Origin of the sequence: Streptomyces sp. SYP-A7185, from assembly GCF_046103685.1 — a bacterium.
Classification (GTDB): Bacteria; Actinomycetota; Actinomycetes; order Streptomycetales; family Streptomycetaceae; genus Streptomyces.
On the sequence record NZ_CP122310.1, the window covers coordinates 2,415,266 to 2,440,646 of the forward strand.

Annotated in this window: 20 protein-coding genes; 11 read left to right on the forward strand and 9 right to left on the reverse strand. The window is 72.3% G+C overall.

Annotated features, from left to right (window positions below; genetic code table 11):
• Positions 1 to 61: 61 nt before the first annotated feature.
• Both QBL25_RS10550 and QBL25_RS10555 read right to left on the reverse strand, forming a co-directional pair.
• The gene (locus QBL25_RS10550) at positions 62 to 352 is read right to left on the reverse strand and encodes a YiaA/YiaB family inner membrane protein (protein ID WP_361195722.1); all 291 of its coding nucleotides are present in this window, start codon (positions 350 to 352) and stop codon (positions 62 to 64) included.
• A gap of 60 nt (positions 353 to 412) precedes the next feature.
• A complete protein-coding gene (locus QBL25_RS10555) occupies positions 413 to 1,564 on the reverse strand; it encodes an acyl-CoA dehydrogenase family protein (RefSeq protein WP_409056757.1) in 1,152 nt (383 codons plus the stop codon).
• A gap of 109 nt (positions 1,565 to 1,673) precedes the next feature.
• Here QBL25_RS10555 and QBL25_RS10560 point away from each other — a divergent pair, with 109 nt between their 5' ends.
• The gene (locus QBL25_RS10560; protein WP_409056758.1) at positions 1,674 to 2,324 is read left to right on the forward strand and encodes a TetR/AcrR family transcriptional regulator; all 651 of its coding nucleotides are present in this window, start codon (positions 1,674 to 1,676) and stop codon (positions 2,322 to 2,324) included.
• 177 nt (positions 2,325 to 2,501) lie between these two features.
• Positions 2,502 to 3,515, forward strand: coding sequence for an urea transporter (locus QBL25_RS10565; protein WP_409056759.1), 1,014 nt, complete (start codon positions 2,502 to 2,504; stop codon positions 3,513 to 3,515).
• Here the strand turns inward: QBL25_RS10565 and QBL25_RS10570 are convergent.
• From QBL25_RS10570 to QBL25_RS10580, 3 genes are all read right to left on the reverse strand, one after another.
• On the reverse strand, positions 3,481 to 4,830 hold the full coding sequence (locus tag QBL25_RS10570; protein WP_409056760.1) for an MFS transporter: 1,350 nt from the start codon (positions 4,828 to 4,830) through the stop codon (positions 3,481 to 3,483). The genes QBL25_RS10565 and QBL25_RS10570 overlap by 35 nt on opposite strands.
• Positions 4,831 to 5,045: 215 nt before the next feature.
• Positions 5,046 to 6,128 carry a zinc-binding dehydrogenase gene (locus QBL25_RS10575; protein ID WP_409056761.1) on the reverse strand — a complete coding sequence of 361 codons (1,083 nt, stop codon included), beginning with the start codon at positions 6,126 to 6,128 and terminating at the stop codon, positions 5,046 to 5,048.
• A 51-nt stretch (positions 6,129 to 6,179) separates the two neighbouring features.
• The gene (locus QBL25_RS10580; RefSeq protein ID WP_409056762.1) at positions 6,180 to 7,568 is read right to left on the reverse strand and encodes an aldehyde dehydrogenase family protein; all 1,389 of its coding nucleotides are present in this window, start codon (positions 7,566 to 7,568) and stop codon (positions 6,180 to 6,182) included.
• A gap of 317 nt (positions 7,569 to 7,885) precedes the next feature.
• Here QBL25_RS10580 and QBL25_RS10585 point away from each other — a divergent pair, with 317 nt between their 5' ends.
• The 6 genes from QBL25_RS10585 (at position 7,886) to QBL25_RS10610 (ending at position 15,977) form a co-directional block, all read left to right on the forward strand.
• Entirely contained in the window at positions 7,886 to 9,100 is a 1,215-nt protein-coding gene (locus QBL25_RS10585; protein WP_409056763.1) for a S8 family peptidase, read from the forward strand.
• A gap of 189 nt (positions 9,101 to 9,289) precedes the next feature.
• On the forward strand, positions 9,290 to 10,282 hold the full coding sequence (locus QBL25_RS10590) for a LacI family DNA-binding transcriptional regulator (RefSeq protein ID WP_409056764.1): 993 nt from the start codon (positions 9,290 to 9,292) through the stop codon (positions 10,280 to 10,282).
• Positions 10,283 to 10,593: 311 nt separating this feature from the next.
• A complete protein-coding gene (locus QBL25_RS10595; protein ID WP_409056765.1) occupies positions 10,594 to 11,919 on the forward strand; it encodes an ABC transporter substrate-binding protein in 1,326 nt (441 codons plus the stop codon).
• Complete coding sequence (locus QBL25_RS10600) at positions 11,916 to 12,863, forward strand: carbohydrate ABC transporter permease (RefSeq protein ID WP_409056766.1); 948 nt, start codon at positions 11,916 to 11,918, stop codon at positions 12,861 to 12,863. The genes QBL25_RS10595 and QBL25_RS10600 overlap by 4 nt, the downstream gene beginning before the upstream one ends.
• Positions 12,860 to 13,744: a carbohydrate ABC transporter permease gene (locus QBL25_RS10605; protein ID WP_409056767.1), complete on the forward strand. Its 885-nt coding sequence runs from the start codon at positions 12,860 to 12,862 to the stop codon at positions 13,742 to 13,744. Before QBL25_RS10600 ends, QBL25_RS10605 begins: the two co-directional genes overlap by 4 nt.
• Positions 13,745 to 13,757: 13 nt before the next feature.
• Complete coding sequence (locus QBL25_RS10610; RefSeq protein WP_409056768.1) at positions 13,758 to 15,977, forward strand: beta-glucosidase; 2,220 nt, start codon at positions 13,758 to 13,760, stop codon at positions 15,975 to 15,977.
• A gap of 6 nt (positions 15,978 to 15,983) precedes the next feature.
• Here the strand turns inward: QBL25_RS10610 and QBL25_RS10615 are convergent, their stop codons facing one another.
• The 4 genes from QBL25_RS10615 to QBL25_RS10630 form a co-directional block, all read right to left on the reverse strand.
• Positions 15,984 to 17,231 carry an MFS transporter gene (locus QBL25_RS10615; RefSeq protein ID WP_409056769.1) on the reverse strand — a complete coding sequence of 416 codons (1,248 nt, stop codon included), beginning with the start codon at positions 17,229 to 17,231 and terminating at the stop codon, positions 15,984 to 15,986.
• Positions 17,231 to 18,685: a CitMHS family transporter gene (locus QBL25_RS10620; protein WP_409056770.1), complete on the reverse strand. Its 1,455-nt coding sequence runs from the start codon at positions 18,683 to 18,685 to the stop codon at positions 17,231 to 17,233. Before QBL25_RS10620 ends, QBL25_RS10615 begins: the two co-directional genes overlap by 1 nt.
• A gap of 121 nt (positions 18,686 to 18,806) precedes the next feature.
• Entirely contained in the window at positions 18,807 to 21,083 is a 2,277-nt protein-coding gene (locus QBL25_RS10625; protein ID WP_409056771.1) for a molybdopterin oxidoreductase family protein, read from the reverse strand.
• A 158-nt stretch (positions 21,084 to 21,241) separates the two neighbouring features.
• Positions 21,242 to 21,874 (reverse strand): TetR/AcrR family transcriptional regulator, encoded by a 633-nt coding sequence (locus QBL25_RS10630; protein ID WP_409056772.1) that lies wholly within the window; start codon positions 21,872 to 21,874, stop codon positions 21,242 to 21,244.
• Positions 21,875 to 21,975: 101 nt separating this feature from the next.
• Here QBL25_RS10630 and hmgA point away from each other — a divergent pair, with 101 nt between their 5' ends.
• The 3 genes from hmgA (at position 21,976) to QBL25_RS10645 (ending at position 25,375) form a co-directional block, all read left to right on the forward strand.
• On the forward strand, positions 21,976 to 23,322 hold the full coding sequence (gene hmgA, locus QBL25_RS10635) for a homogentisate 1,2-dioxygenase (RefSeq protein ID WP_409056773.1): 1,347 nt from the start codon (positions 21,976 to 21,978) through the stop codon (positions 23,320 to 23,322).
• A 64-nt stretch (positions 23,323 to 23,386) separates the two neighbouring features.
• Complete coding sequence (locus QBL25_RS10640) at positions 23,387 to 24,136, forward strand: GntR family transcriptional regulator (RefSeq protein ID WP_409056774.1); 750 nt, start codon at positions 23,387 to 23,389, stop codon at positions 24,134 to 24,136.
• A gap of 15 nt (positions 24,137 to 24,151) precedes the next feature.
• Positions 24,152 to 25,375 (forward strand): type ISP restriction/modification enzyme, encoded by a 1,224-nt coding sequence (locus QBL25_RS10645; RefSeq protein WP_409056775.1) that lies wholly within the window; start codon positions 24,152 to 24,154, stop codon positions 25,373 to 25,375.
• The last annotated feature ends 6 nt before the right edge of the window (positions 25,376 to 25,381 follow it).

Sequence of the window (25,381 nt, forward strand, 5' to 3'; positions counted from 1 at the left end):
TCCTTCCGCCGTTCGGAGGGACACCATACCCCCGGCGGTGAGCAAGCGCTTAGGAAGCCGGTCAGGCGACCGGCTTGAACGGGTCGTGTTCGGCGAGGATCTTCTCCAGACGGGCCTGGTCGACGCGGCTGACGAGCTGGCCGGCCTCCTGCTTGTCCCTGATCACCTTGGCGAGGGTGAAGGCGGAGGTCGTGAGGTACAGGACGGAAATGGCGAGGAACGCGCGGATCCAGCCGCTGACGTCGAGGCTGTAGATCCCGATCGCCGTCGCGCCCAGCGCCACGGCGAACGACGCGATCGCCTGGCCGTAGTAGGCGGTGCTGCTCTGCTGCTTGACCGGTGTCTCACTCATGGTCAGAGCTTGGCCCGGCAGCGGCCGGGCCACATCCGCTCGCGTACTCAGCTCGCGTACTCAGAAGGCCGATACGCCGGTCAGCGCCCGCCCGATGACGAGCTTCTGGATCTGGCTCGTGCCCTCGTAGAGCGTCATCACGCGGGCGTCGCGCAGCAGCTTGCCCGCGGGGTACTCGTCGATGTAGCCGTAGCCGCCGAAGACCTGGAGCGCGTTGTTGGCGGCGCGCACCGCGGCCTCGGAGGCGAACAGCTTGGCCTTGGAGGACTCCGTGGCGAAGGGCTGCCCGCGGTCGATGAGGTCGGCGACCCGCCAGGTCAGCAGGCGCGCGGCGTCCACGTCGACCGCGATGTCGCTGATCAGCTCCTGGACCAGCTGGTGTCCCGCGATGGGCTTGCCGAACTGCTCGCGCTCGGTCGCGTACGTCACGGCCGCGTCGAGGGCGGCCTGCGCGATGCCCACGCACCCGGCGGCGACCGACATCCGCCCCTTGGCGAGCGCCGACATGGCGACCGAGAAGCCCTTGCCCTCGGGCGCCATCATGGCCGAAGCGGGCACCCGGACGTCTTCGAGGACCAGCTCGGCGGTGGCCTGGCCGCGCAGGCCGAGCTTGCCGTGGATCGTGCGGCGGCTCAGGCCGGGGGTGTCGGTCGGCACGAGGAAGGCGGAGACGCCCTTGTGCCCGGGGGCGTCGTTCGTCCGCGCGAAGAGCAGCACGACGTCGGCCCAGGTGCCGTTCGTGATGAACATCTTGGAGCCGTTGACGACGTAGTCGCCGCCGTCGCGCACGGCCTTCGTCGCGAGGTTCCCCGCGTCGGACCCCGTGCCCGGCTCGGTGAGCCCGAAGCAGCCGACGAGCTCGCCGGAGGTGAGGCCCGGCAGCCACCGCCGCTTCTGCTCCTCGCTCCCCCAGGACGCGATGGTCTTGGCCACCAGGCCCAGCGAGACGGACACGATGCCGCGCACGGAGGAGTCGCCGCGCCCCAGCTCCTCGGTCACCAGGCAGTAGGCGAGGTGGTCGCCGCCCGAGCCGCCGTACTCCTCGTCGACGGTGAGCCCGAGGAAGCCGACCTCGCCGAGCTTCTTCACGACGGACCGGTCCACGCTCTCGGCACGGTCCCACTCGATGACGTGGGGGGCGATCTCGCGGGCCACGAAGTCCTTGGCGAGCTGCCGCACGGCGGACTGCTCCTCGCTGAGCTCCAGATTCATCGCGTGGCACCTCTTCGGGTCGACTCTTGGGGACGTTCTCGGGAGCGGCCTGTGTCCCGGATTTAAATTAGCACTGCTAGTTTCTTGCGGCAGCCCTACTATGTGCCGCATGGCCCGACCGCGCAAGCCCCTCCTCAGCAGAGATCGCATCGTCGAGACGGCGCGTGCGCTCGTCGACGCCGAGGGGCTCGCCGCCGTCTCGACGCGCCGCCTCGCCGCCGAGCTCGGGGTCAGCGGGCCTTCGCTCTACAACCACTTCCGGACGAAGGACGAGATCCTGGAGGCGGTCGCGGACTCGGTGAGCGCGCGGGTCGACCTGTCGATGTTCGAGACCGCCGACGAGCGCGACTGGCGGACGGCGCTGCACGACTGGGCCGTCTCGTACCGCGCGGCGCTCACCCTGCACCCGAACATCGTTCCGGTGCTCGCGAGCGGCCCCGGCCGTCGGCCCGCCGGACTGCGGCTCGCGGACGCGGCGTTCGGGGCGATGGTGGACGCGGGCTGGCCCGCGGCGCAGGCCACGTCGATCGGCGCGCTGATGCGGTACTTCATCATGGGCTCGGCGCTCGGCTCCTTCGCCGGCGGCTTCGTGGACGACGCGACCGCGTACGACCCGGCGGACTATCCGCACCTGGGCCAGGCCCATCTGCTGGCCGAGCGCCAGCAGGAGATCGACGAACGGGCCTTCGAGACGGGCCTGCGAGCGCTGCTCGACGGTCTCGCGCTCCAGTACGCACAGGTGGCGGCTCCGACGGGCTGACGCTCGCGCCTCGATGTCGCCGTACGTATCGCCGTACCCCCACAAGTAGATGTAAAGTGCATCCGTCCTGTCGGTCGAAACATGGACGTAACACGGGAGTGAGCCGTGCGGCACTCAACTGATGCCAGGGGAACGGGCTTTTGGAGTGCGGGTGCGCCCACCGGTCCGCTCGCCCGGGTGCTGCCCTTCTGCGCCCTCGTGCTGCGCGGTCAGGCGCAGGTGACCTTCCTGTCCAGCGCGGCGGCGGGCGCCGTGTTCTGCGTGGCGCTGTTCGCCGCAGGGTGGGAGTACGGCCTCTACGGCCTCGCGGGCACGGCCGTCGGCACCGGGACGGCGTGGCTGCTCGGGGCGGCCCACGACCGCGTGACGACCGGCCTCGAAGGCTTCAACGCCTGCCTCACCGCGCTGTGTTTCGCGGTGTTCCTCGGCGCCGGGCATCTGTCCACGGCCGCGCTCGCCTTGGCGGGATGTGTGGTGGTCACGGTCGTGACGGCGGCGGCGGTCAACCTCCTCGCCGTCTGGGGCCTGCCCTCGCTCACGCTCCCGTACTGCCTGCTCGCGAGCGCCACGACGATCGCCGCGCCCGGCTTCGAGCGGGTGTGGCACCACGGGGACGCCCTGGCCGCGCTGACGCGCGCGGCGACGGGCCCGACCTCGCTCGGACCGGTCGATCTGGCCCGGGCGTTCTTCGCGGGCTTCGCCCAGATCTTCTTCATGCCGCAGTGGTACGTCGGGGCGCTGCTGCTCGTGGGGCTCTTCGTCGCGAGCCGCCGCGCGGGCGCCGTGGCGTGCCTCGGCAGCGTGGTCGGGATCGGGACGGCGTGGGTGCTCGGGGCGCCGGCCGCGCAGATCGCGGACGGCACGACGGTATACAACTCGGTGCTCGTGGCGCTGGCGTTGTGCGGCGTCTTCCTGCCGGCGCGGGGTGCGACGCTCGCGTACGCCCTCGTGGGCGCCGCCACGGCGACGGCCGTCGGCTCGGCCATGTCGGCGCTTCTCGCGCCGTCCGGCGGACACACCTTCACCTGGCCGTTCGTCCTGACGACACTCGCGTTCCTGGCGGCCGCGAAGTCGTTCTCGCGGCTGCGCGCGACGGCTCCGGCGCCGTCGGAGGTGACGGTGCCGGAGCCGGACGCCGCGCCGAAGAGCGGTGGACTCAGCGGGAACTCGCCCGTCCCGCAAGCACCTTGATGGAGATCAGGGCGATCACCGCGAGACCGATGATGTACGCGGCGACGGCCATCGAGGTGCCCGTCGCCTCCAGGAGCAGCACCATCACGAACGGCGCGAGCCCGCCGCCGAACACGGCCGCGATCTGGTAGCCGAGCGAGGCTCCCGTGTAGCGCATCTCGGCCGTGAACAGCTCCGCGAAGAGCGCGGCCTGCGGCCCGTACATGATGCTGAGGAAACAGCTGGTCACGAAGGTGCCGACGGCCAGCCACAGCAGTGAGCCGGTGTCGATGAGCAGGAACATCGGCACGGCCCAGACCGCGAGCCCCGCGGCGCCCAGCGCGTAGATCCGCAGCCGTCCGATGCGGTCGGAGAGCGCCGCGGAGGCGGGGATCAGGGCGAGTTGGGTGAGGCTGACGCAGAGCGAGACGGTGAGGACCGCGCTGCGCTTCATGTCCAGCTCACGGGTGGTGTAGTCGAGGACACCGGTGATGATGATGTAGAAGGTCGCGGTGTTCACCGCGAACGAGCCGCCCGCCAGGAACACCGTGCCGAGGTGGTGGCGCAGGATGGTGCGCAGGGGCGAGTTGCCCCCGTCGGCGCCGGCGCCCTTGCGGCTCTTCTCCTTCTCGGCGAGGGCCCTCTCCGCCTCTCGGAACTCCGGGGTCTCCTCCACGCGCGTGTGGATGTACCAGGCGAGGACGAGCACGAGGAGCCCCACCATGAAGGGCACCCGCCAGCCCCACGACTCGAAGGTGCTCTCGCTGGTGACGGCCCCGGCGATCAGGAAGACCGTGTTGGCGCTCACCACGCCGATGGGGACGCCCAGTTGGACCAGGCTGCCGTAGAGGCCGCGCTTGCCCTCGGGGGCGTACTCGGTGGCCATGAGCATCGCGCCGCCCCACTGCGCGCCGACCGCGATGCCCTGGAACACGCGGAGGGTGACGAGCAGGATCGGCGCGGCGATGCCGACGGTCTCGTACGTGGGGAGCAGGCCGATGCCCGTGGTGGAGAGGCCCATCAGGGTCAGCGCGAGGACCAGCATGGGCTTGCGGCCGCGCCGGTCGCCGAGGTGGCCGGCGATGATGCCGCCGATCGGGCGGGCCAGGAAGCCGACGGCGAAGGTGGCGAACGCGGCGAGCACACCGGCGGAGGAGCTGCCGGAGGGGAAGTACAGGTCGCCGAGGACGAGGGCGGCGGCGATGCCGAAGACGAAGTAGTCGTACCACTCGACGGCCGAGGCGAGGGCGGCCGCGGTGGCCACCTTGCGGCGGTGGGGATCCGCCGGTGACGCGGGAGCGGAGGGGGGTGCGGTGGAGATCGGTGCGGGGTCCATGCGGGTGCACACTCCGGTGGGTCCGGGGACGGGACAGGGGGTGGGCGTGTGATGGCAGGGACCGTACCGACCAGTGGGTATGTGGTCAACGGTTCGCGCAGGGAGTTCTTTTTCCGCAGCTCACACGTCGGGCGGGCCGGAGTGCGGCCCGCCCGGCGTGTGTCCGAACGCGTGAGGGTGTCGAGGGGTCTCGCGGAGTGCCGGGAGGCCGAGGGCTAGAACACCACCAGCGCGCGTCCGCCCTTGCCCGCCGTCATGTTGTCGAAGGCGGCCGGGATGCCGTCGAGCGCGATCCGGTCGGTCACCAGGAGGCCCAGGTCGAAGCGGCCCGCGCGGATGTGGTCCGCGAGGACCGGCAGGTCCGCCGCCGGGTCGGAGTTGCCGTACACGCAGCCGGCGAGGGTGCGGCCCCAGTGGAAGATCTCCAGGGCGTTGAAGGTGACCTGCTGGTCCTTGCCGCCGATGCCGACCACCGTCGTACGCCCGCCGCGCCGCGTGGACTCCCAGGCCGTGCGGATCGTCACCGCGCGCCCCACGCACTCCACCGCCACGTCCACGCCCTGGCCGTCGGTCAGTCCGCGGACGTCCTTCGCGGTCTTCTCGGAGGCGACCACGTACTCCGTCGCCCCCGCCGCCCGCGCGAGCTCCTCCTTCTCCGGGGACACGTCGACCGCGACGATCTTCGAGGCCCCGGCGATGCGCGCCGCCTGGAGCGTCGCGAGGCCCACTCCCCCGACCCCGAAGACGGCCACCGTCTCGCCCTCGCGGACCCGCGCGGAGTGGTGCACGGCGCCGTACCCGGTGAGCACCGCGCAGCCCAGGAGCGCGGCGTCCGTCAGCGGGACGCCGACCGGGGCGGGCAGCACGCAGTTGCCCGCCACCACCGTCTCCTCGGCGAACGCGGCGACGTTCAGGCCGGGGTGGAGGTCCGCGCCGTCCGAGGCGCGGTGGGCGTACACGTCGGCCGCGCCCGCCAGCGCGTTCACGCACAGCCACACCTCGCCGAGCGAGCAGGGGTGACAGCCGCCGCACGAGGGAGCCCAGTTGAGGACGACTCCGTCGCCCGGCGCCACATGCGTGACGCCCTCGCCCACGGACACGACCGTGCCCGCGCCCTCGTGGCCGAGCACGGCGGGCACGGGCACCCGCATCGTGCCGTTCGTGAGGGACAGGTCGGAGTGGCAGACCCCGGCCGCGGCGAGGCGCACCCGCACCTGGCCGGGGCCCGGCTCGGGCAGGTCGATCTCGGTGATCTCCAGGGGAGAACCGACGGCGGGCAGTACGGCGGCGCGGACCACGGTGGGGTACTCCTTGGGCAGGCGACAAGCGGCGGGCGGCAGGCGGAGGGGTCAGAACTGGAGGGACTTCGTCTGGAGGTACTCGGTCAGGCCGTGCGGGCCCAGCTCGCGCCCCACCCCCGACTGCTTGTAACCGCCGAACGGGGCAAGGGGGTTGAAGCTGCCGCCGTTGATGTCGACCTGGCCGGTGTCCATGCGGCGGGCGAAGGCGATCGCCTCCGCGTCGTCGGCCGCCCAGACCGCGCCCGCGAGGCCGTACACGGTGCCGTTGGCGATCCGCAGGGCCTCGTCCTCGTCCTCGTACCGGATGATCGAGACGACCGGGCCGAAGATCTCCTCCTGGGCGATGGTCATCTGCGGGGTGACGTCGGCGAAGACCGTCGGCTGGACGAAGTAGCCCTGCTCGCGCGGGGCTTCGGAGCCGCCGGCCACCACGCGGGCGCCTTCCTCGACGCCCTTGTCGATGTACCCCCGCACGCGCGCCTGCTGCTTGGCGTTGACGACGGGGCCGATGCGCGAGCCGTACTTGGCGGCGGCTTCCGCCGCGAGCGCGACCGCTTCGTCGTACCGCGCGGAGTCCACCAGCATGCGGGTCCAGGCGCTGCACGTCTGGCCCGAGTTGGACATGACGTTGGCGACGCCCGCCTTGACCGCCTTCGTCAGGTCGGCGCTGGGCAGGATGACGTTGGCGGACTTGCCGCCGAGCTCCAGGGCGACGCGCTTGACGGCCGCGCCCGCGGTCGCGCCGATCTGCTTGCCGACGGCCGTCGAGCCGGTGAAGGAGACCAGGTCGACGCCCTCGTGCTCGGCGAGCGCCTGTCCGGCGACCGGGCCGAGCCCGGTGACCAGGTTGAACACACCGGCGGGGATGCCCGCCTCGTGCGCCGCCTCGGCGAAGAGCTGGGCGGTGAGCGGGGTGTCCTCGGCGGGCTTGAGGACCACGGTGCAGCCCGCGGCGAGCGCCGGGGCCACCTTGTTGACGATCTGGTGGAGGGGGTAGTTCCAGGGCGTGATGGCACCGACCACGCCGACCGGCTCCATGTAGACCGTGGAGTTGCCGATCTTCTCCTCGAAGGCGTACGTCGCGGCCAGCTCGGCGTACGAACCGGCGACCAGGATCGGTACGCCCGCGTGCACCATCTGCGAGAACGGCAGCGGCGAGCCCAGCTCCGCCGTCACCGTCTCGGCGATCTCGTCCTTGCGGGCGACCAGCTGGTCGCGGAGCGCCCCGATGAGCGCGCCGCGCTCGACGGGCGGGGTCGCCGCCCAGGCCGGGAAGGCCTCGCGGGCCGCGCGCACCGCGGCGTCGACGTCCTCCACCGTGCCGGCGGGGACCTCGCCCACCGGCTGCTCGTCGGCCGGGCTGAGGACCGTGATCGTGTCCGTACCGGCGGCGGGCCGCCAGGCGCCGCCGATGTACATGCCGTCGTGGGCCTTCATCGCACTCCTCAGGTAGTCGTCCGCACCCCAAACTAGCGCTGATAGTTTTTGGGCACCAGGGGCGTCGGAACAGGGGGCATTCGCCCCGGACCGACACCTACCCCACGCGCGTGCCTCCGAAATTCGATTGCGGGCACATGACAGACACATGTCAAGGCTTCAACTCCCTTGATCTACGCCTGTAGAGCCGACATTCTGCTGAACGCGCCGAGAACGGAACGCACCGTTCCCGGCTGTGTGTGCGATCACGCACACGCCCCCACAGTTGCGCCGCCCGACCCGGGGCGCGCGCCGCCTATGAGGAGGACTCCCTCGTAATGGCAATGCTGCGCAGCAAGAAGACTGTGATCGCCGCGGCGATCTCGACCGCCACCGCCGCCACTCTGCTCGGTGCGGTCACCGCCCTTCCGGCCCAGGCCGCCCCCACCGAGGGCACCGTGATCGGAGCCGGCTCGGCCGACGCCGTCAAGGGCAGCTACATCGTCACCCTGAAGAAGAACGCGGGCATCAAGGCCGCGTCGGCCCAGGGCAAGGGCCTGATATCCGAGTACGGCGGGTCGGTGAAGAAGACCTTCAAGTCCGCGCTCGACGGCTACACCGTCGAGCTCGGCGCGGCGGAGGCGAGACGCCTGGCCGCCGACCCCGCGGTCGCCTCGGTCGAGCAGAACCGCACGGTCCGCGCGAGCGCCACCCAGAGCAGCGCGCCCTGGGGCCTGGACCGCATCGACCAGACGAGCCTGCCGCTGTCCGGGACCTACACCTACCCGGACACCGCGGGCTCGGGCGTCACCGCGTACGTGATCGACACCGGTGTGCGCATCACGCACTCCGAGATCAGCGGCCGCGCGGTGAACGGCTACGACGCCGTGGACGGCGACACCACCGCCCAGGACGGCAACGGCCACGGCACGCACGTGGCCACCACCATCGCGGGCAAGACGTACGGCGTCGCCAAGAAGGCCAAGATCGTGGCCGTCCGCGTGCTCGACAACAACGGCTCCGGCACGACCGCCGGGGTCATCGCGGGCATCGACTGGGTGACGAGCAACCACGCGGCGGGCGCGCCCGCCGTGGCGAACATGTCGCTCGGCGGCGGCGCCTCCACCTCGCTGGACAACGCGGTGAAGAACTCCATCGCCGACGGCGTCAGCTACGCGGTCGCCGCGGGCAACGAGGGCGTCAACGCCTCCTCGTCGTCCCCGGCACGGGTCCCCGCGGCCATCACGGTGGGCGCCACCAGCAGCACGGACGCCAAGGCCAGCTGGTCCAACTACGGCTCGGTCCTGGACATCTTCGCGCCCGGCGTCTCGATCAAGGCGGGCTGGAACACGAGCGACACGGCCACCAACACCATCTCCGGGACGTCGATGGCCACCCCGCACGTCGCGGGTGCCGCGGCGGTCTACCTGGCGGGCCACACCTCGGCCACGCCCGCCCAGGTCTCCTCGGCGCTGGTGAACGGAGCCACCTCGGGCAAGGTCACCGGCCCGGGCAGCGGATCGCCGAACAAGCTCCTGAAGCTCGTCCCGTAGTCCTCGGGTAATTTCCGAGCAGCACCCCGTTCCCCGGAGGCAGCCGGCGCCTCCGGGGAACTTCCGCGCGCCTGCTCGTCCCACGGCCCTCTCCTCTAGGCTTCACCTCAACTCCGGTGTTCCGGAAGGCTTCTGCAAGGTTTCGACGGAGTTCGACGGAGGTGGGAAGTGAGCCGGTCCAGGAGCAAGGTGACCATCACGGAGATTGCCCGGCAGGCGGGCGTCTCGGTGCCGACGGTGTCGCGGGTGGTCAACGGCCGGTCCGACGTCTCGGAGGAGACCCGCGCGCGCATCGAGGACCTGCTGCGCGAGCACGGTTACGAGCGGCGGGCGAGCGCGCCCGGCAGCCGCGCGGCCCTCGTCGACCTGGTCTTCAACGACCTCGACAGCCCCTGGGCGGTGGAGATCATCCGCGGGGTGGAGGACGTGGTGCACGCGGCAGGCGCGGGCACGGTCGTCTCCGCGATCCACGGCGCGTCGGGCTCGGCCCGGCAGTGGATGAAGAATCTGCGGGCCCGTGCGTCCGACGGCGTGATCCTGGTGACCTCCGTCCTGGAGCCGGTGCTCCACGACGAGCTGCGGCGGCTCGGTGTCCCGCTCGTCGTGATCGACCCGGCCGGCTCCCCGGCCCTGGACGCGCCGACCGTGGGCGCCACCAACTGGGCGGGCGGGATGGCCGCGACCGAGCACCTGCTCTCCCTCGGCCACCGCAGGATCGGCTTCATCGCCGGTCCGCCGCGGCTGCTGTGCTCCCGGGCCCGGCTCGACGGCTACCGGGCGGCGCTGGAGGGCGCGGGGGTGCCGGTCGACGACGCCTTGATCGTGCCGGGCGACTTCTACCACGCGTCGGGGTTCGCCGGAGCGGGCCGGCTCCTCGGTCTCGCCGAGCCGCCGACCGCGCTCTTCGCCGCGAGCGACCAGATGGCGCTCGGCGCGATCGAGGCCCTGCGGCGGCGCGGCCTGCGGGTTCCCGAGGACCTCAGTGTGGTGGGCTTCGACGACCTGCCGGAGGTCAGCTGGTCCGCGCCGCCCCTGACGACCGTGCGCCAGCCCCTGTCGGACATGGGGAAGCTGGCGGCCCGTACGGTGCTGCGGCTCGCGCTCGGCGAGGAGCCCGCCTCACCCCGGATCGAGCTGGCGACGGAGCTGGTGGTGCGCTCGAGCACGGCGGCCCGCGGCTGAGGCCCGCAGGCCCCGCACAACGCCCCGGCTGAGGTCCGTAGGCCCCGCGCGGCGGCCCGCGGCCGAGGTCCGCAGGTCCCGCACGGCGGCCCGCGGCTGACGTCCGCGCAAGTCCCGCACCCCGGCCCGCGGCTGAAGTCCGCGCAGGTCCCGCGCAGGTCCCGCGCGGGTCCGGCGTCGCTTGCGCCTCCTCCCGGCCAGACTCCTGAACTCCCCTTCCTGTCAGGAGCGTTGACACGTCCGACCGTCGCCCGTAACTTCCGTGCGCATCGACCGATAATTTTCGGAACCCTTCCGGAAGGTGCGCTGCGATGCCTGTCCCTCCCCTGCGCCGACGCATACGTACGGCCCTGGCCACCGCGGCCCTGACGCTCGCCGCCACCGGCCTCTCCGCCTGTGGCAGCGGCGGCCCCCAGGACGGCGCGGGCGGTGGTGGCGCCACGCTGGAGGCCTGGGTCTACGGCGACCCGTCGGCCTCGGTGCAGCGCAAGGTCGTCGACCGCTTCAACAAGACCTCGGACGTCAAGGTGAAGCTCGTCGAGATCCCCGGCGAGGGCTACCAGGACAAGATGCGCACCTCGATGGGCACCGCCAATGCCCCCGACATCTTCTTCAACTGGGGCGGCGGCTCCATCAGCGACTTCGCGGCCAAGGACATGCTGGTCGACCTGGGCCCGTACCTGAAGAGGGATCCCGCGCTGAAGAAGGCGTTCATCCCCTCGATCCTCGACGCGGGCCGCGTCGAGGGGACGTACTACGGCGTTCCGATGCGCGGCATGCAGCCGGTGATCCTCTTCCACAACAAGAAGGTCTTCCGGGACGCGGGCGTCGAGCCCCCGGCCTCCTGGGACGACCTGCTCGACCTGATCGACACGTTCAAGGACAAGGGCGTCACGCCGTTCGCGCTCGCGGGCGCCGACCCGTGGACCGAACTGATGTGGCTGGAGTACCTCCTCGACCGGTTCGGCGGCCCCGAGGTCTTCCAGAAGATCATGGACGGTGACTCCTCCGCCTGGAACGACCCCGCCATGATCAAGGCGGGTGAGACGATCCGCGACCTGGTCGACCGCGGGGCCTTCGGCAAGAACTACAAGTCCGTCAACTACACGGCGGACGGCGCCTCCACGCTCTTCGCCCGCGGCAAGGCCGCCATGCATCTGATGGGCAGCTGGGAGTACGCCAACCAGCAGGCCAACCAGAAGGAGTTCGCCAGGACGGGCCTCGGCTGGACCTCGTTCCCCGCGGTGCCCGGCGGCAAGGGCGACCCCAAGAACGTCGTCGGCAACCCCACCAACTACTGGTCGGTCAACGCCACCCAGGTGAAGAAGGGCGAACGGCGCGACGCCGCCGTCGAGTTCCTCAAGTTCGCCGCCCAGGACAGCTACGCCAAGGACCTGGTGGCCAACGGAGACGTCCCCGCCACCTCCGACGCCAAGAAGCAGCTCGGCGCCCACAAGAGCCCCGAGTACGCCACGTACCAGTACGAGATGGTGAGCGAGGCCCCCTCCTTCACGCTCTCCTGGGACCAGGCGCTGCCCGCCAAGTTCACCGCCCCGCTCACCAACAACCTGCAAAAGCTCTTCAACGGCGATCTGAGCCCGAAGGGCTTCGCCGACGCGATGCGGAAAGTGAAGTGACCCCGGCCCTCGTGCGCGGCCGTTCGGGCCGCCCTGGTCACCCCGATCGCCCCCGCCGCGCCGGTCGCCCCGGTCGCCCCGGCCTGCTGTGGGCCGCGCCCGGCGCCCTGTTCTTCCTCTGCTTCGCGCTCGGCCCGCTCTTCCTCGTCGGCTATCTCTCCTTCACCCAGTGGGACGGCCTCGGCGGCCTGCCCTCCTTCAGCGGCACCGCCAACTGGCGCCGCCTGTGGGCGGATTCCACGATGCGGGGCGCGGTGGTCCTGAGCCTGCTGCTCACCGCCCTGACCTGGCTCGTGCAGACGCCGATCGCCCTGCTGCTCGGGGTGTGGGCGGCCGGCCGGCAGAAGAACCGCGCCGTCCTGAGCGCCGTCTTCTTCCTGCCGCTGCTCGCCTCGTCCGTGGCGCTCGCGCTGCTCTGGAAGACGCTCCTGGACCCCAACTTCGGCTTGATCGCCGACATCGGGCCGTGGATCGGCTTCGCGGACGGCGACGTGCTCGGCTCCCCGCGCGGCGCGTTCGGAGCCATCCTGTTCGTGGCCGCCTGGCAGTTCATCCCGTTCCACACCCTGCTCTACCAGGGCGGCACCCGGCAGATCCCGCGCTCCCTGTACGACGCGGCGGCCATCGACGGCGCGGGCACGGTACGGCAGTTCTTCCACATCACGCTGCCGCAGCTGCGCAACACCCTGATCACTTCGTCCGTCCTGATGGTGGTCGGCGCGCTGACGTTCTTCGACACCGTGCTGATCCTCACCGAGGGCGGCCCCGGCACGGACACCACGATCGTCCCCTACTGGATGTACGAGACCGGGTTCGTCTCCCGCGACATGGGCTACGCGAGCGCGATCGCCACCGCGCTCGTCGTGGTCGCCACGGGCGTCTCCGTTCTGCTCGTACGGCTCACCGGCTTCGCGGCGATGCGCTCGACACGGGAGGGCCTGTGACCAGCACCCTGGAGCGGCCCGGCACCCGCAGCCCCGTGCGACCGCCGCGCGGGCCCCGCCCCCGCCGCGCCCGCCCCAACCTCCCCGCCGGGGCCGCGGCCCTCCTCTGGCTGGTGATCATCGCGCTGCCGCTGTACGTCCTGCTCGCCACGACCCTCCAGTCGCGCGACGCCTACTTCGACCGCGGCCCGCTCTCCGTGCCCACCGAACCCACCCTCGACAACTACCGCCGCGTCCTGGACAGCAGCTTCTTCACCTACCTCCTCAACACCGCGGTGGTGACGGTCGCCTGCGTGGCGATCGTCCTGGTGCTCGGGGTGTGCGTCGCGTACGCGGTGGTGCGGGCGCGGGGCCGGGGCGCCCGGCGCCTCTTCCAGCTGTTCCTGCTCGGCCTCGCGATCCCCGCCCAGGCGGTGATCATCCCGGTCTTCCTGCTGATCACGAAGCTCCAGCTCTACGACTCGCTGCTCGCGGTGATCCTGCCGACGGCCGCTTTCGCGCTCCCCGTGAGCGTCCTGATCCTCACCGGCTCCATGCGCGACATCGACGAGGAGATGTACGAGTCGATGGCGCTCGACGGCGCCGGTCCCGCCCGCATCCTGCTGCGCCTGGTCGTGCCGATGTCCCGCGGCGGCATCTCCACGGCCGCCGTCTACACCGCGCTCCAGGCCTGGAACGGCTTCCTCTTCCCGCTGATCCTCACCCAGTCCCCCGAGTCCCGGGTGCTCACCCTCGGGCTCTACGACTACGTCGGCGAGTTCCGCGTCGACGTGCCGGCGCTGCTCGCCGCCGTGGTCCTGTCCATCGTGCCCATCTTCGCCGTGTACCTCTTCGCCCGCCGTCAGCTGGTCGACGGTCTGATGGGCGCGGGCGGCCGCTGACTTGAGGAGTCCCATGGTCCACCCCTGGCAGGACATCACGCTGCCCGCCGCCGAGCGGGCCGCCGACCTGCTCGCCCGGATGACCGCACGGGAGAAGATCGCCCAGCTGTACGGCGTCTGGCCCGGCTCCGACGCCCAGGAGCAGACCGGCGACGTGGCACCGCTCCAGCACGAGGTGGCGGAACACGTCGACCTGGAGGCGCTGCTCCCCCACGGCCTGGGCCAGCTGACGCGCCCCTTCGGCACGGCCCCGGTGGAACCGGCCGAGGGCGCGGCCCGGCTCGCCGCCTTCCAGGAGCGTGTCCGCGCGGCCAACCGCTTCGGGCTTCCCGCCCTCGCGCACGAGGAGTGCCTCACCGGGTTCACCGCCTGGCAGGCCGCCGTCTTCCCCACCCCGCTCGCCTGGGGCGCCTCCTTCGACCCCGCGCTGGTGGGCAGGATGGCCGAGTCCATCGGGGCGTCGATGCGCGCGGTCGGCGTCCACCAGGGCCTCGCCCCGGTCCTGGACGTCGTGCGCGACCCGCGCTGGGGCCGCACGGAGGAGTCCATCGGCGAGGACCCCTACCTCGTGGCGACCATCGGCACGGCGTACGTCCAGGGCCTCCAGGCGGCCGGGATCGTCGCCACGCTCAAGCACTTCGCCGGGTACGCGGCCTCGCGCGGCGCCCGCAACCACGCACCCGTGTCGATCGGACCGCGCGAACTGGCGGACGTCGTCCTGCCGCCGTTCGAGATGGCGGTACGGGACGGGGGCGCGCGCTCGGTGATGCCCGCCTACAACGACCTGGACGGTCTGCCGGCCCATGCCCACCGGGCGCTGCTCACGGGGCTCCTGCGCGAGGAGTGGGGGTTCACCGGGACCGTGGTCTCGGACTACTTCGGGGTGTCCTTCCTGGAGTCGGCCCACGGGGTCACGGACTCCAGGGCGGGGGCTGCCGCCCTGGCCCTGGCGGCGGGCGTGGACGTCGAACTCCCGGCGGTGCGCTGCTTCGGGGCGGGGGACGCCCCGCGGGACGTGGTGGACCGCGCGGCCCTGCGCGTCCTGACCCAGAAGTGCGAGCTCGGCCTGCTCGACCCGGGGTGGACGGCGGCTGTGCCCGCCGGGCCCGTGGACCTGGACCCGCCGCACATGAGGCTGCTGGCCCGGGAGCTGGCGGAGGAGTCGGTGGTCCTCCTGGCCCGTACGGGCGGGGCCCTCCCCCTGGCGCACGACGCTCGGATCGCGGTGGTGGGCCCCCTCGCGGACGACCCGGCGGCGATGCTCGGCTGCTACACCTTTCCGCGCCATGTGGGCGTCGAGCACCCGGAGTTGCCGATGGGCGTCACCGTGCCGACGCTGCTGCGGGCGCTGCGGTCGGAGCTCCCGGCGGCGTCGTTCGTCGCGGACCCGGCCGACGCGGAGGTGTGCGTGGTGGTGGCGGGCGACCGGTCGGGGCTCTTCGGCAGGGGCACGTCGGGCGAGGGGTGTGACGCGGCGGATCTGGAACTGCCGGACGGGCAGGGCGAGTTGATCGACCGCGCGCTCGCGTCGGGCACCCCCACGATCCTGGTCCTGCTCACCGGGCGCCCCTACGCGCTCGGCCGCTGGGCGGACCGCCTGGCCGGGGTGGTGCAGGCGTTCTTCCCCGGCGAGGAGGGCGGCGGCGCGGTCGCGGGGGTGCTCTCGGGCCGGGTCAATCCGTCGGGGCGGCTGCCGGTCAGCGTGCCGCGCGGGCCTGCGGGCCAGCCCTGGACGTATCTGGCGCCGCCGCTCGGCCAGCGCGGCGAGGCGAGCAGTCTCGACCCGACGCCGCTGTTCCCGTTCGGGCACGGCCTGTCGTACACGACGTTCGCGTGGGAGGTGGCTCCCGTCCCCGCCGAGCTGCCCACGGACGGCGAGACGACCGTGCGCGTGACGGTCACCAACACGGGCGACCGCCCCGGCACGGAGGTCGTGCAGCTCTACCTCCACGACCCCGTGGGGCGCGTGGCACGGCCCGTGGTCCGCCTGGTGGGCTATGCGCGGGTGCCGCTGCCGCCCGGCGGATCCGCGGAGGTCCACGCCACGTTCCACGCGGACCTGGCGTCGTACACGGCCTCGGACGGCCTGCGCGTCGTCGAGCCGGGAGCCCTGGAGCTGCGGGTGGCCGCCTCCAGCGCGACGGTCCACCACCGGGTGCCGCTGACCTTGACGGGGCCCGAGCGCGTGGTGGGCCATGAGCGACGGATGCGGTGCGAGACGAAGGTCAAGTGAGGGCGGTCAGCCCCTGCGGCGTTTCAGGAGCGGGGTCCGGGGCGAAGCCCCCGCTCCGGGCAGGGGCGGAGACGGGTTCGGGGACGGCTCCGCCGGGCTGCGTCTGAGACCCAGCCCGGCGGCCACCAGCAGCAGCCCGCCCAGCATCACGAAGGGAGCCGCCACGCCCGCCACCCCGGCGATCAGCCCCGCCCCGGCGGGCGCGGCCACCTGCCCCAGCCGATTGCCCGTCAGCCGCAACGCGAGAGCCGTGGAGCGTGCCCCGTCGGGGGCGGCCTGCACCACGGTCGTCATCGACAGCGGCTGCCCCACTCCCAGGCAGAACCCCAGCAGCACCAGCATCACCCCGAGCCCCCACACGGGCACCGGCAACGCCACCCCCGCACACAGCACGGCGGCCAGCAGACACGTGACGACGATCAGCACCGTACGCCCGAGCAGATTGATCAGCGGCGTCATCACGAGCCGGCAGGCGATCGTCGCCGCGGCCCGCAGCGACAGGAGCACGCCCACCGTCGCGGGCGCGATCCCCCGGTGCTCGCCGACCACCGGCAGATAGGCCGTGAGGATGTCCGTGGCGGAAAGCACCGCGAGGCTGATGAAGATCCCGGCGGGCACGCCCCGGGTGCGCAGGATGCCGAGCACCGGCACCTTGGCGGCCGTACGCCCCGCGCCGGGCGCCGCCGAGCGCACGTGCTCGATGCGCCACAGCGAGGTGAAGGAGACCGCGGCGACGCCCGCGGAGACGAGCAGGGCCAGGGCGCTCGTGCGGCCCATGTCGCCGCCGATGAGGGAGCCCGCGGCGATCGGCCCGACCAGCTGCCCGAGCGAGGCGCCGATCGTGAAGTGCCCGAAGTTGCGGTCCTGTTCGTCGGGGGCGGACTGCCGGGCGACGATCGACTGGGCGCCGATCACGAAGCAGAGGTGGCCCAGGCCCATCACACCGCTCCAGGCGGCGAGCGCGCCGAGCGATCCGGCCGTGCCGCTGAGCGCGCACCCCCCGGAAATCAGGACGACGCCGATCGGCAGCAGCGGCGCGCACCGCCCGGTGTCCGTCCTGCGCCCGAGCGGTACGGCGGCGAAGAGCGGGAGCAGGGCGTACACGCCCGCGATGACGCCGATCGCCCGCTCGTCGGCGCCCAGCGAGAGCGCCCGGTAGGAGACGGCAGGACGCGCCATCGACACCGCCCCCTGCGCGAAGCTGAAGGCGATGACGAGGCGCAGCAACCAGGCCCGGCCCGGGGTGGATGGCATCAGATGATGCCGAAGAGGATTCCGGAGCCGAGCACCACGAGCGAGGTGAGGACGGCCCATTTGACGGTGAACTTGGTGTGGTCGCCGAACTCCACCTTGGCCATGCCGACCAGGACGTAGACGGCGGGCACCAGCGGGCTCGACATGTGCAGGGCCTGTCCCGCGATCGAGGCGCGGGCGATCTCCAGGGTGTTGACGCCGTGCGCCTGGCCCGCTTCCGCGAGGACCGGCAGGACGCCGAAGTAGAAGCCGTCGTTCGACATGAAGTAGGTGAGCGGCAGCGACAGGAGGCCGGTGACCAGGCCCATCTGCGGGCCCATGCCCTCGGGGATCGCGTCGACGAGCCAGGTGGCCATGTGGTCGACCATGCCGGTGCCCTGGAGGACGCCGGTGAAGACGGCGGCCGCGAAGACCATGCCGGTGACGTTGAGGACGTTCTCCGCGTGGGCGGCGATACGGGCCTTCTGGTCGGGCATGTGGGGGAAGTTGACCGTCAGGGCGAGCGCGGCGCCGAGCAGGAAGAGGACCGGGATCGGCAGCCACTCCATGATCATGGCGGTGAGCAGGACGACGGTGAGACCGGCGTTGAACCAGTAGAGCTTGGGGCGCAGGGTGGCGCGGTGCGGGTCGAGCCCCTGGAAGCCGTCGTCGGCGTCGTCGTAGGCGTCGGCGGCGCCCCCGGTCGCGGTGGCCGCGGCATCCGCGTCCGCGTCCGTTCCCGAGCCCGCTCCCCCGGTGGTCGTCTTCGTGAGCGAGGTGCGTCCGCCGGCGCCGCCGCCCGCGCCCACCAGGACCGTCTCGGTCGCCGTCTCCTTCTCCAGGACCTCGTCCAGGGAGAGGGTGCCCAGGCGCTTGCGCTCCCGCAGCCCCAGTGCGTAGGAGAGCAGGAAGACGGCCACGAGGCCCATCGCGAGCGCCGGGATCATCGGGACGAAGATGTCGGCGGCGTCGACCTTGAGCGCGGTGGCCGCACGGGCCGTCGGGCCGCCCCAGGGCAGGGTGTTCATGACGCCGTTGGCGGTGGCGGCGACACCCGTCATGACCACGAGGCTCATCTTGAGGCGCTTGTAGAGCGGGTACATCGCCGAGACCGTGATCATGAAGGTCGTCGAGCCGTCGCCGTCCAGCGAGACGATCACGGCGAGCAGCGCGGTGCCGACCACGATGCGCACCGGGTCGGCCTTGCAGAAGCGCAGGATGCCCCGGACGATCGGGTCGAAGAGGCCGACGTCGATCATGACGCCGAAGTAGACGATGGCGAACATGAGCATCGCCGCCGTGGGCGCCAGATTCCCGACGCCCTCGAGGACGTAGTCCCCGAGATGGGCTCCCTTTCCTACGAACACGCAGAAGAGCGCGGGGATCAGCACCAGTGCCGCGATCGGCGACATCTTCTTCATCATGATCAGCACCAGGAAGGTGGCGATCATGACGAATCCGAGGATTGTCAGCATGGGGGCTACCTAACGTTCACCATCGAACTCCCACCAGGTCTGGCGGTCCGGTTGACGTTAGGACCCCTGCTTCAGCGTTAACAAGATGTTGACGTGTGAGCAATAAGCGCAAAACTCCTGGTCAACGACTTGCTGCCGGAACGGCCTCCGGTTCTGGTGCCACGGCGAGCGGGGTGAGGGACACCGGGAAGCCGTTCAGGACGGCCGTCCCGGAGAGCGGGTCGAGGAGGGTGCCGTCCAGGAGCTGGTTCACGTTGACCCCGGGGTTCTCGGCGGCCACGGCCAGGCGGGTGCCGGGGCGGTCGTGGCCCCAGCCGTGCGGCAGGCTGACGACTCCGGGGCGCACGGTGTCGGTCACCTCGACGGGGACGGTCAGCTCGCCGCCCGCGGCCGCCACCCGGGTGCGGGCGCCGTCCACCAGGCCGATGCGGGCCGCGTCCTCGGGGTGGACGTGCAGGGTGCAGCGGTTGGAACCGCCGGTGAGGGTGCGCACGTTGTGCATCCAGCTGTTGTTGGAGCGCAGATGACGGCGGCCCACGAGGACGAGCTCGTCCGGGGCGGTGCGCAGGGCGTCCGCGAGGCGCGGCAGGTCGTCCGCGATCGGTCGCGGCAGGAGTTCCACGCGTCCGCTGCGGGTCCGCAGGACCTGCGGGAGGCGGGACTCCAGCGGGCCGAGGTCGATGCCGTGCGGGTGGGCGAGGAGCCGCTCCAGGGTGAGCCCGTCCTCGCGGGCGCCGAATCCGTCGCCGTAGGGGCCCAGCCGCAGCATCAGGTCGAGCCGCCGTTCGGGGCCGCTCTCGCCGGTGAGGAGGGCGGACAGCTCCCCGGGGTCGCGTCCGTGGACGGCCGAGTGGGGGTCGGTGACGGCCTTGCCCAGGGTCTTGTCGACGACCATCGCGTCGACGGCCGCAGGATCGGCGCCGTGCATCCCGCCGGCCGCGAGGACGAGCCGGGCCAGGATCTGCGCCTCGGACATCCTGCCCTCCGCGAGGGGCAGTGCGGCGCGGGTGTAGCGGACCTGGTTGCGTACGGCGAATCCGTTGAAGGCGAAGTCGAAGTGGGCGCTCTGCGAGGGCGGGGGCGGCGGCAGGACCACGTGGGCGTGGCACGAGGTCTCGTTGAGGTACGGGTCGACGCTCACCATGAAGTCGAGCGAGGCCAGGGCCTTGTCGAGGCGGTCGCCGTCGGGCGCCGAGAGGACCGGGTTGGCCGCGACGGCGACGACCGCGCGGATCGCCCCGTCGCCGGGGGTGTCGATCTCCTCGGCGAGCGCGGCGATCGGCAGTTCGCCCTTGGCCTCGGGGTGGCCGCTCACGCGGCTGTGCCAGCGGCCGAGCGCGAATCCCTTGCCGGGGCCCGCGGGCCGGGGCGCGCGGTCGGTGGCCGAGAGCGGGAAGAGGGCGCCGCCGGGCCGGTCCAGGTTGCCGGTCAGGGCGTTCAGGACGTCGACGAGCCAGTTGGTGAGGGTGCCGTGGGCGACCGTGCTCGCGCCGACGCGGGCGTAGACGGCGGCGGTGGGGGCGGCGGCCAGCTCGCGGGCGAGGGCGCGGATGGTGTCGGCGGGGACGTCGCAGGCCGCGGAGACGGCGTCGGGGGTGAAGGCGCGTACGGCCTCCCGCACGTCGTCGACCCCTTCCACCCGGTCCTCCAGCGCGCCGAGGCCGGTGAGCCGCTCCTCGAAGAGGACGTGGACCATGGCGGCGAGCAGCAGGGCGTCCGTGCCGGGCCGGATCGGCAGGTGCCGGTCGGCGAGCTTCGCGGTGCGGGTGCGGCGGGGGTCGACGACGGTGAGGGTGCCGCCGCGGGCGCGCAGCGCCTTCAGCTTGCCGGGGAAGTCGGGGGCCGTGCACAGGCTGCCGTTGGACTCCAGGGGGTTGGCGCCGAGCAGGAGCAGGTGGTCGGTGCGGTCCAGGTCGGGGACGGGGATGGCGAACGCGTCGCCGAAGAGGAGCCCGCTGGACACGTGCTTGGGCATCTGGTCGACGGTGCTCGCGGTGAAGACGTTGCGGGTGGCGAGGGTGCTCAGGAGTACGGGCGGGTAGAGGCCGCCGGCCATGGTGTGCACGTTCGGGTTGCCGAGCACGACGCCGACCGCCTGCGGTCCGTGCCGCTCGATCAGGGGGCGGAGTCCGGCGGCCACGGCGTCGAACGCCTCGTCCCAGCTCGCCTCCTGGAGCACGCCGTCCTTGCGGACGAGGGGGCCCTTGAGGCGGTCGGGGTCGGAGTCGGCCTCTCCGAAGGAGGCGCCCTTGGGGCAGATGAAGCCGTGGCTGAACACGTCGTCGCGGTCGCCGCGGGCGCCGGTCACACGGGGGCCTTCGGAGGTCCCCTCGATGGTGAGCGTGAGCCCGCAGGTGGCTTCGCACAGAGGGCAGATACGCAGGGCGGTGCTGGGCATGGAGGACCCTCCGGGGCGGCGGCTACGGCGCACGTGCGCTCTCACCATACCGACCGGTATGCACGCCGTCAGGCCCCTGGAGGGGTCAGTCGTGAATCCGCGGGCCCCCGCCGGCCCCGGGCGAGTGGTCCGGGAGCGGCCGGACGGCGGGCTCCGGCTCAGTCCAGCGACCCCGCGAAATAGGAGTGCAGCAGGATCCGCGTCTCGTCGATCAGGTCCGGATCGCCCGACGGCCGCGCGCGGAAGGCGAGTTGGAGGACGGCGTCCACCGCCTCGACGCCCACGAGGACCGTACGGCGCAGCTTCTCGTCCAGCGGCCGGTCGAGGTGGGCGGCGAGCAGCCCCGCCACCCGCTCGGCCACGTCCGAGTTGGCGTCGGGCATGGCGTCGGGGGCGGAGGGGATGCCGAAGTCGACCAGGCCGAAGCCGGGGACCGTGCGCTTCATGGCGAGGTACTCGTCGAAGGCCGCGTCGACGGCGCCGCGCCAGTCGCCGCGCTCCACCCCGGCCATGCGGGCCGCCACGCGCTCGCCGTACGCGTCGAGGTTGCGGTGGGCCAGGGCGTCCGCCATGGCCCTCTTGTTGTCGAAGAAGCGGTAGACCGAGCCGATCGGGACACCCGCACGGGCGGCGACGGCCCGAGTGCTCAGCTCCTCGTAGCCGACCTCGTCCAGGAGGGCGGCGCAGGCGTCGAGGATGCGGGTCAGGCGCTCGGCGCTGCGCTCCTGCACGGGCACGCGGCGCAGGGTCTTCGGGGGCGGCGGGGGCTTGCGCTGATCAGGGTGGGGCATCCCCGGGAGAGTAGAGCATTGTTCACATCCATGGATCCCCTTGCGGAAGGAAAACGTGAATCCTACGGTGTCCCATAGGAATCGTTGACGAGGGAGCGATGATGAGCCGGGAACACTCCAGCGACGCAAGCCGCGGGGACGCGCACGACCCGCGCAAGACGGCCGAGGCACTGACGTACCTCTCCGGCTTCGGCAACGAACACAGCTCCGAAGCCGTGCCCGGCGCCCTGCCGCACGGCCAAAACTCTCCGCAGCGCGCTCCCCTCGGGCTGTACGCGGAACAGCTGAGCGGCACCGCCTTCACCGAGCCCCGCGCGCACAACCGCCGCTCGTGGCTCTACCGCATCCGCCCCTCGGCCGCGCACCCGGCGTTCACGCGCGTCGACAACGGCGCCCTGCGGACGGCGCCCTTCACCGAGACGCCCGACCCCAACCGGCTGCGCTGGAACCCCCTCCCCGAGCCCGCGCCCGGCACGGACTTCCTCGCGGGCCTGTGGACCCTGGGCGGCAACGGCGACGCGGCCCAGCGCACCGGCATGGCCGTGCACCTGTACCACGCCAACTCCTCCATGACGGACCGGGTGTTCAGCGACGCGGACGGCGAACTCCTCGTCGTACCCGAGCAGGGCGGTCTGCTCCTGCGCACCGAGTTCGGCCTGCTGCGCGCCGAGCCGGGCGAGGTGGCGCTGATCCCGCGCGGGGTCCGCTTCCGCGTGGAGCTCCTGGACACCACCGCCCGCGGCTATGTGTGCGAGAACTACGGCGCGGTCTTCCAGCTCCCCGACCTCGGCCCGATCGGCGCGAACGGCCTGGCCAACGCGCGCGACTTCCGGGCCCCCGTCGCCGCGTACGAGGACGAGGACCGCCCGGTGGAGGTGGTGAACAAGTTCTGCGGCAACCTGTGGCGGGCGACCTACGACCACTCGCCCCTGGACGTCGTCGCCTGGCACGGCAACCACGTCCCGTACGTGTACGACCTGCGCCGCTTCAACGTCATCGGCACGATCAGCTACGACCACCCGGACCCCTCGATCTTCACGGTCCTCACCTCGCCGTCCGACACCCCGGGCCTCGCGGGCGTCGACTTCGTGGTCTTCGCGCCGCGCTGGCTGGTGGGCGAGGACACCTTCCGGCCGCCGTACTTCCACCGGAACGTGATGAGCGAGTACATGGGCCTGATCGAGGGCGCGTACGACGCGAAGGCCGAGGGCTTCGTGCCCGGCGGCGGCTCCCTGCACAACATGATGTCGGCGCACGGCCCCGACCGCGACACCTTCGACAAGGCGTCGGCCGCCGAGCTCAGGCCGCAGAAGATCGACGACGGCCTTGCCTTCATGTTCGAGACGCGCTGGCCGGTGACGGCGACCGAACAAGCAGCTCAGGCCGCCCATCTCCAGCGCGGATACGACGATGTGTGGGAGGGTCTTGAGCGCCATTTTCGAAACTGATCCGCTGCCCGTTCCGGGTGGTTGATCCCGTTTCGATGCCGATGCGGACTGATTCGGAGAGACCGTGACCGCCTTCGCCCCGGACTCGATCGTCCTGAATCGCAAACTGCCGCTCTGGTATCAGGTGTCGCAGTCCCTGCGCGCCTCGATACTCGGCCGCACACCCGACGCCCCGCTCCGGCTGCCCACCGAGGAGCAGCTGGCGGGGCACTACGGCGTGAGCGTCCTGACCATGCGCCAGGCGCTCAAGGAGCTGGAGGACGAGGGGCTGATCACCCGCCACCGGCGGCGCGGCACGTTCATCGAGCCCAGCGCCCAGCGCGGCTCGCCGGTCCGGCTGCTCGGCTCGGTCGACGCGATCGTGGCCCAGCAGTCGGGCATGAGCACCCGGCTCCTGGCGCACGGCACGGCCCCGGTCTCCGGCGAACTGGCCGAGCACTTCCCGGACCTGACCGAGGTGGCGACCTACCACCGGCTGCGCAGCGACGAGAAGACGGGCGAACCGACCAATCACGCCCACAACTTCATCCGCCCCGAACTCGCGGACCGCGTGGACCTCGACGACCTGACGCGCTGGCCCATGACGAAGGTCCTGCGCGACGTGGTGGGCGTCCGCATCAGCCGCATCACGGACACCGTCGAGGCCACCCTGGCCGACCCGGAGACGGCCCGCCTCCTCGAAGTGCCGCTGCTCAGCCCGATCCTGCACTACACGGGCATCACGTACGACGAGGAGGGCCGCGCCCTGGACGTGGCCCGCATCCACTACCGCGGCGACCGCTTCTCCTTCACGGTCACCCTCGACGCGACGTAAGGGTCTCGACGTACGATGCCGGGCGTGACGCACGACGAAGCGCCGCTGCTCGGCGACCTGATGCCGTGGTCCGTCGCGCCGCTCCGGCCGGGCCGCGGGTGGCCGATGGGACCGGACGCCGCGACGCTCAGAGCCCGCTGGGCCGCGTTCGTCCGGGCGGATCCGGCCGAGCGCGAGAAGCTGCTCGCCCCCACCCGCTCCCGCACCCTGCACACCGCCGTCGCCCAACTCCCCGGCCACCCGGGCTCCACGGTCCCGCTGGCCGCCGCGTCGGGCCCCTGCCCCGAACCGGTGCGCGTCCTGCACGGCCCCTTCGACGAGCAGTGGCTGATCCCGGACCACCGGCTCATCGACGCCGCGCGCCCCGAGCTGTGGCGGGTCGCGGGCGAGGGACAGCTGTTCCTCGTCGAGCAGGGGTACGTCACCGGCGCCACGGGACCCGCCGTCCTCGCCTCCGCCGTGCTGCCGGACGGCCGCTCCCCCGCCGGGCGGCCCGGGCGCATCCGGCCCCTGTTCCGCCGCCCCGGCGGGCGCGAGCCCAACGCGGCGCCCGGCCTGCTCGCCCATCTCGCCGCGGCGCTCGGCCAGGACGTCGGCGCCGCAGACCTGCTGGCCTGGACGCTGGCCGTCGCCCAGGCGTCCCCGGCCGGCTGCCGGGTGCCGCTGACGGCCGACGCCGGGCTCTGGGCGCGGGGCACGGAACTGGGCCGGCGCGTGCTGGCGCTTGAGGCCCGCGCCGACGGCACGCGGCCGAAGCTTCCCGGCGGCCGGCGGCCCTACGTCCGGGCGCCGCTCCCCGCCCGCCCCGCGGAGGTCTTCTACGACGCCGACGAGGAGGCCCTGTGCGTGGACGAGGGCCGGATCTCGCCGGTGCCGAAGGAGGCGTGGGAGTTCGAGGTGAGCGGGGTGCGGGTCGTCGAGCTGTGGTGCGCGCGCCGCACGGCCGCGGGCGAGGCGGGCTCCCTGGAGGCCATCCGGCCCGCGGAGTGGCCGCAGGCCTGGACGTCCGAGCTGCTTGAACTGATCACCGTGCTCGCCCTGCTCGCGGAACTGCGTCCGCTCCAGGAGGCGCTCCAGGAGGAGTTGACCGCGTCGGTCGAGGCGGCACCGGGCCCCGGCATCACGGCGGACGCGCTGCGCCGGGCCGGGGTGCTCCCCGTGCCCGACACGGCCCGGCGTCCCGCGTCCGTCCTGGACCACCACGAGGAGGGGCCCGGCGGCCAGTTCGCCCTGCTCTGAGCCACC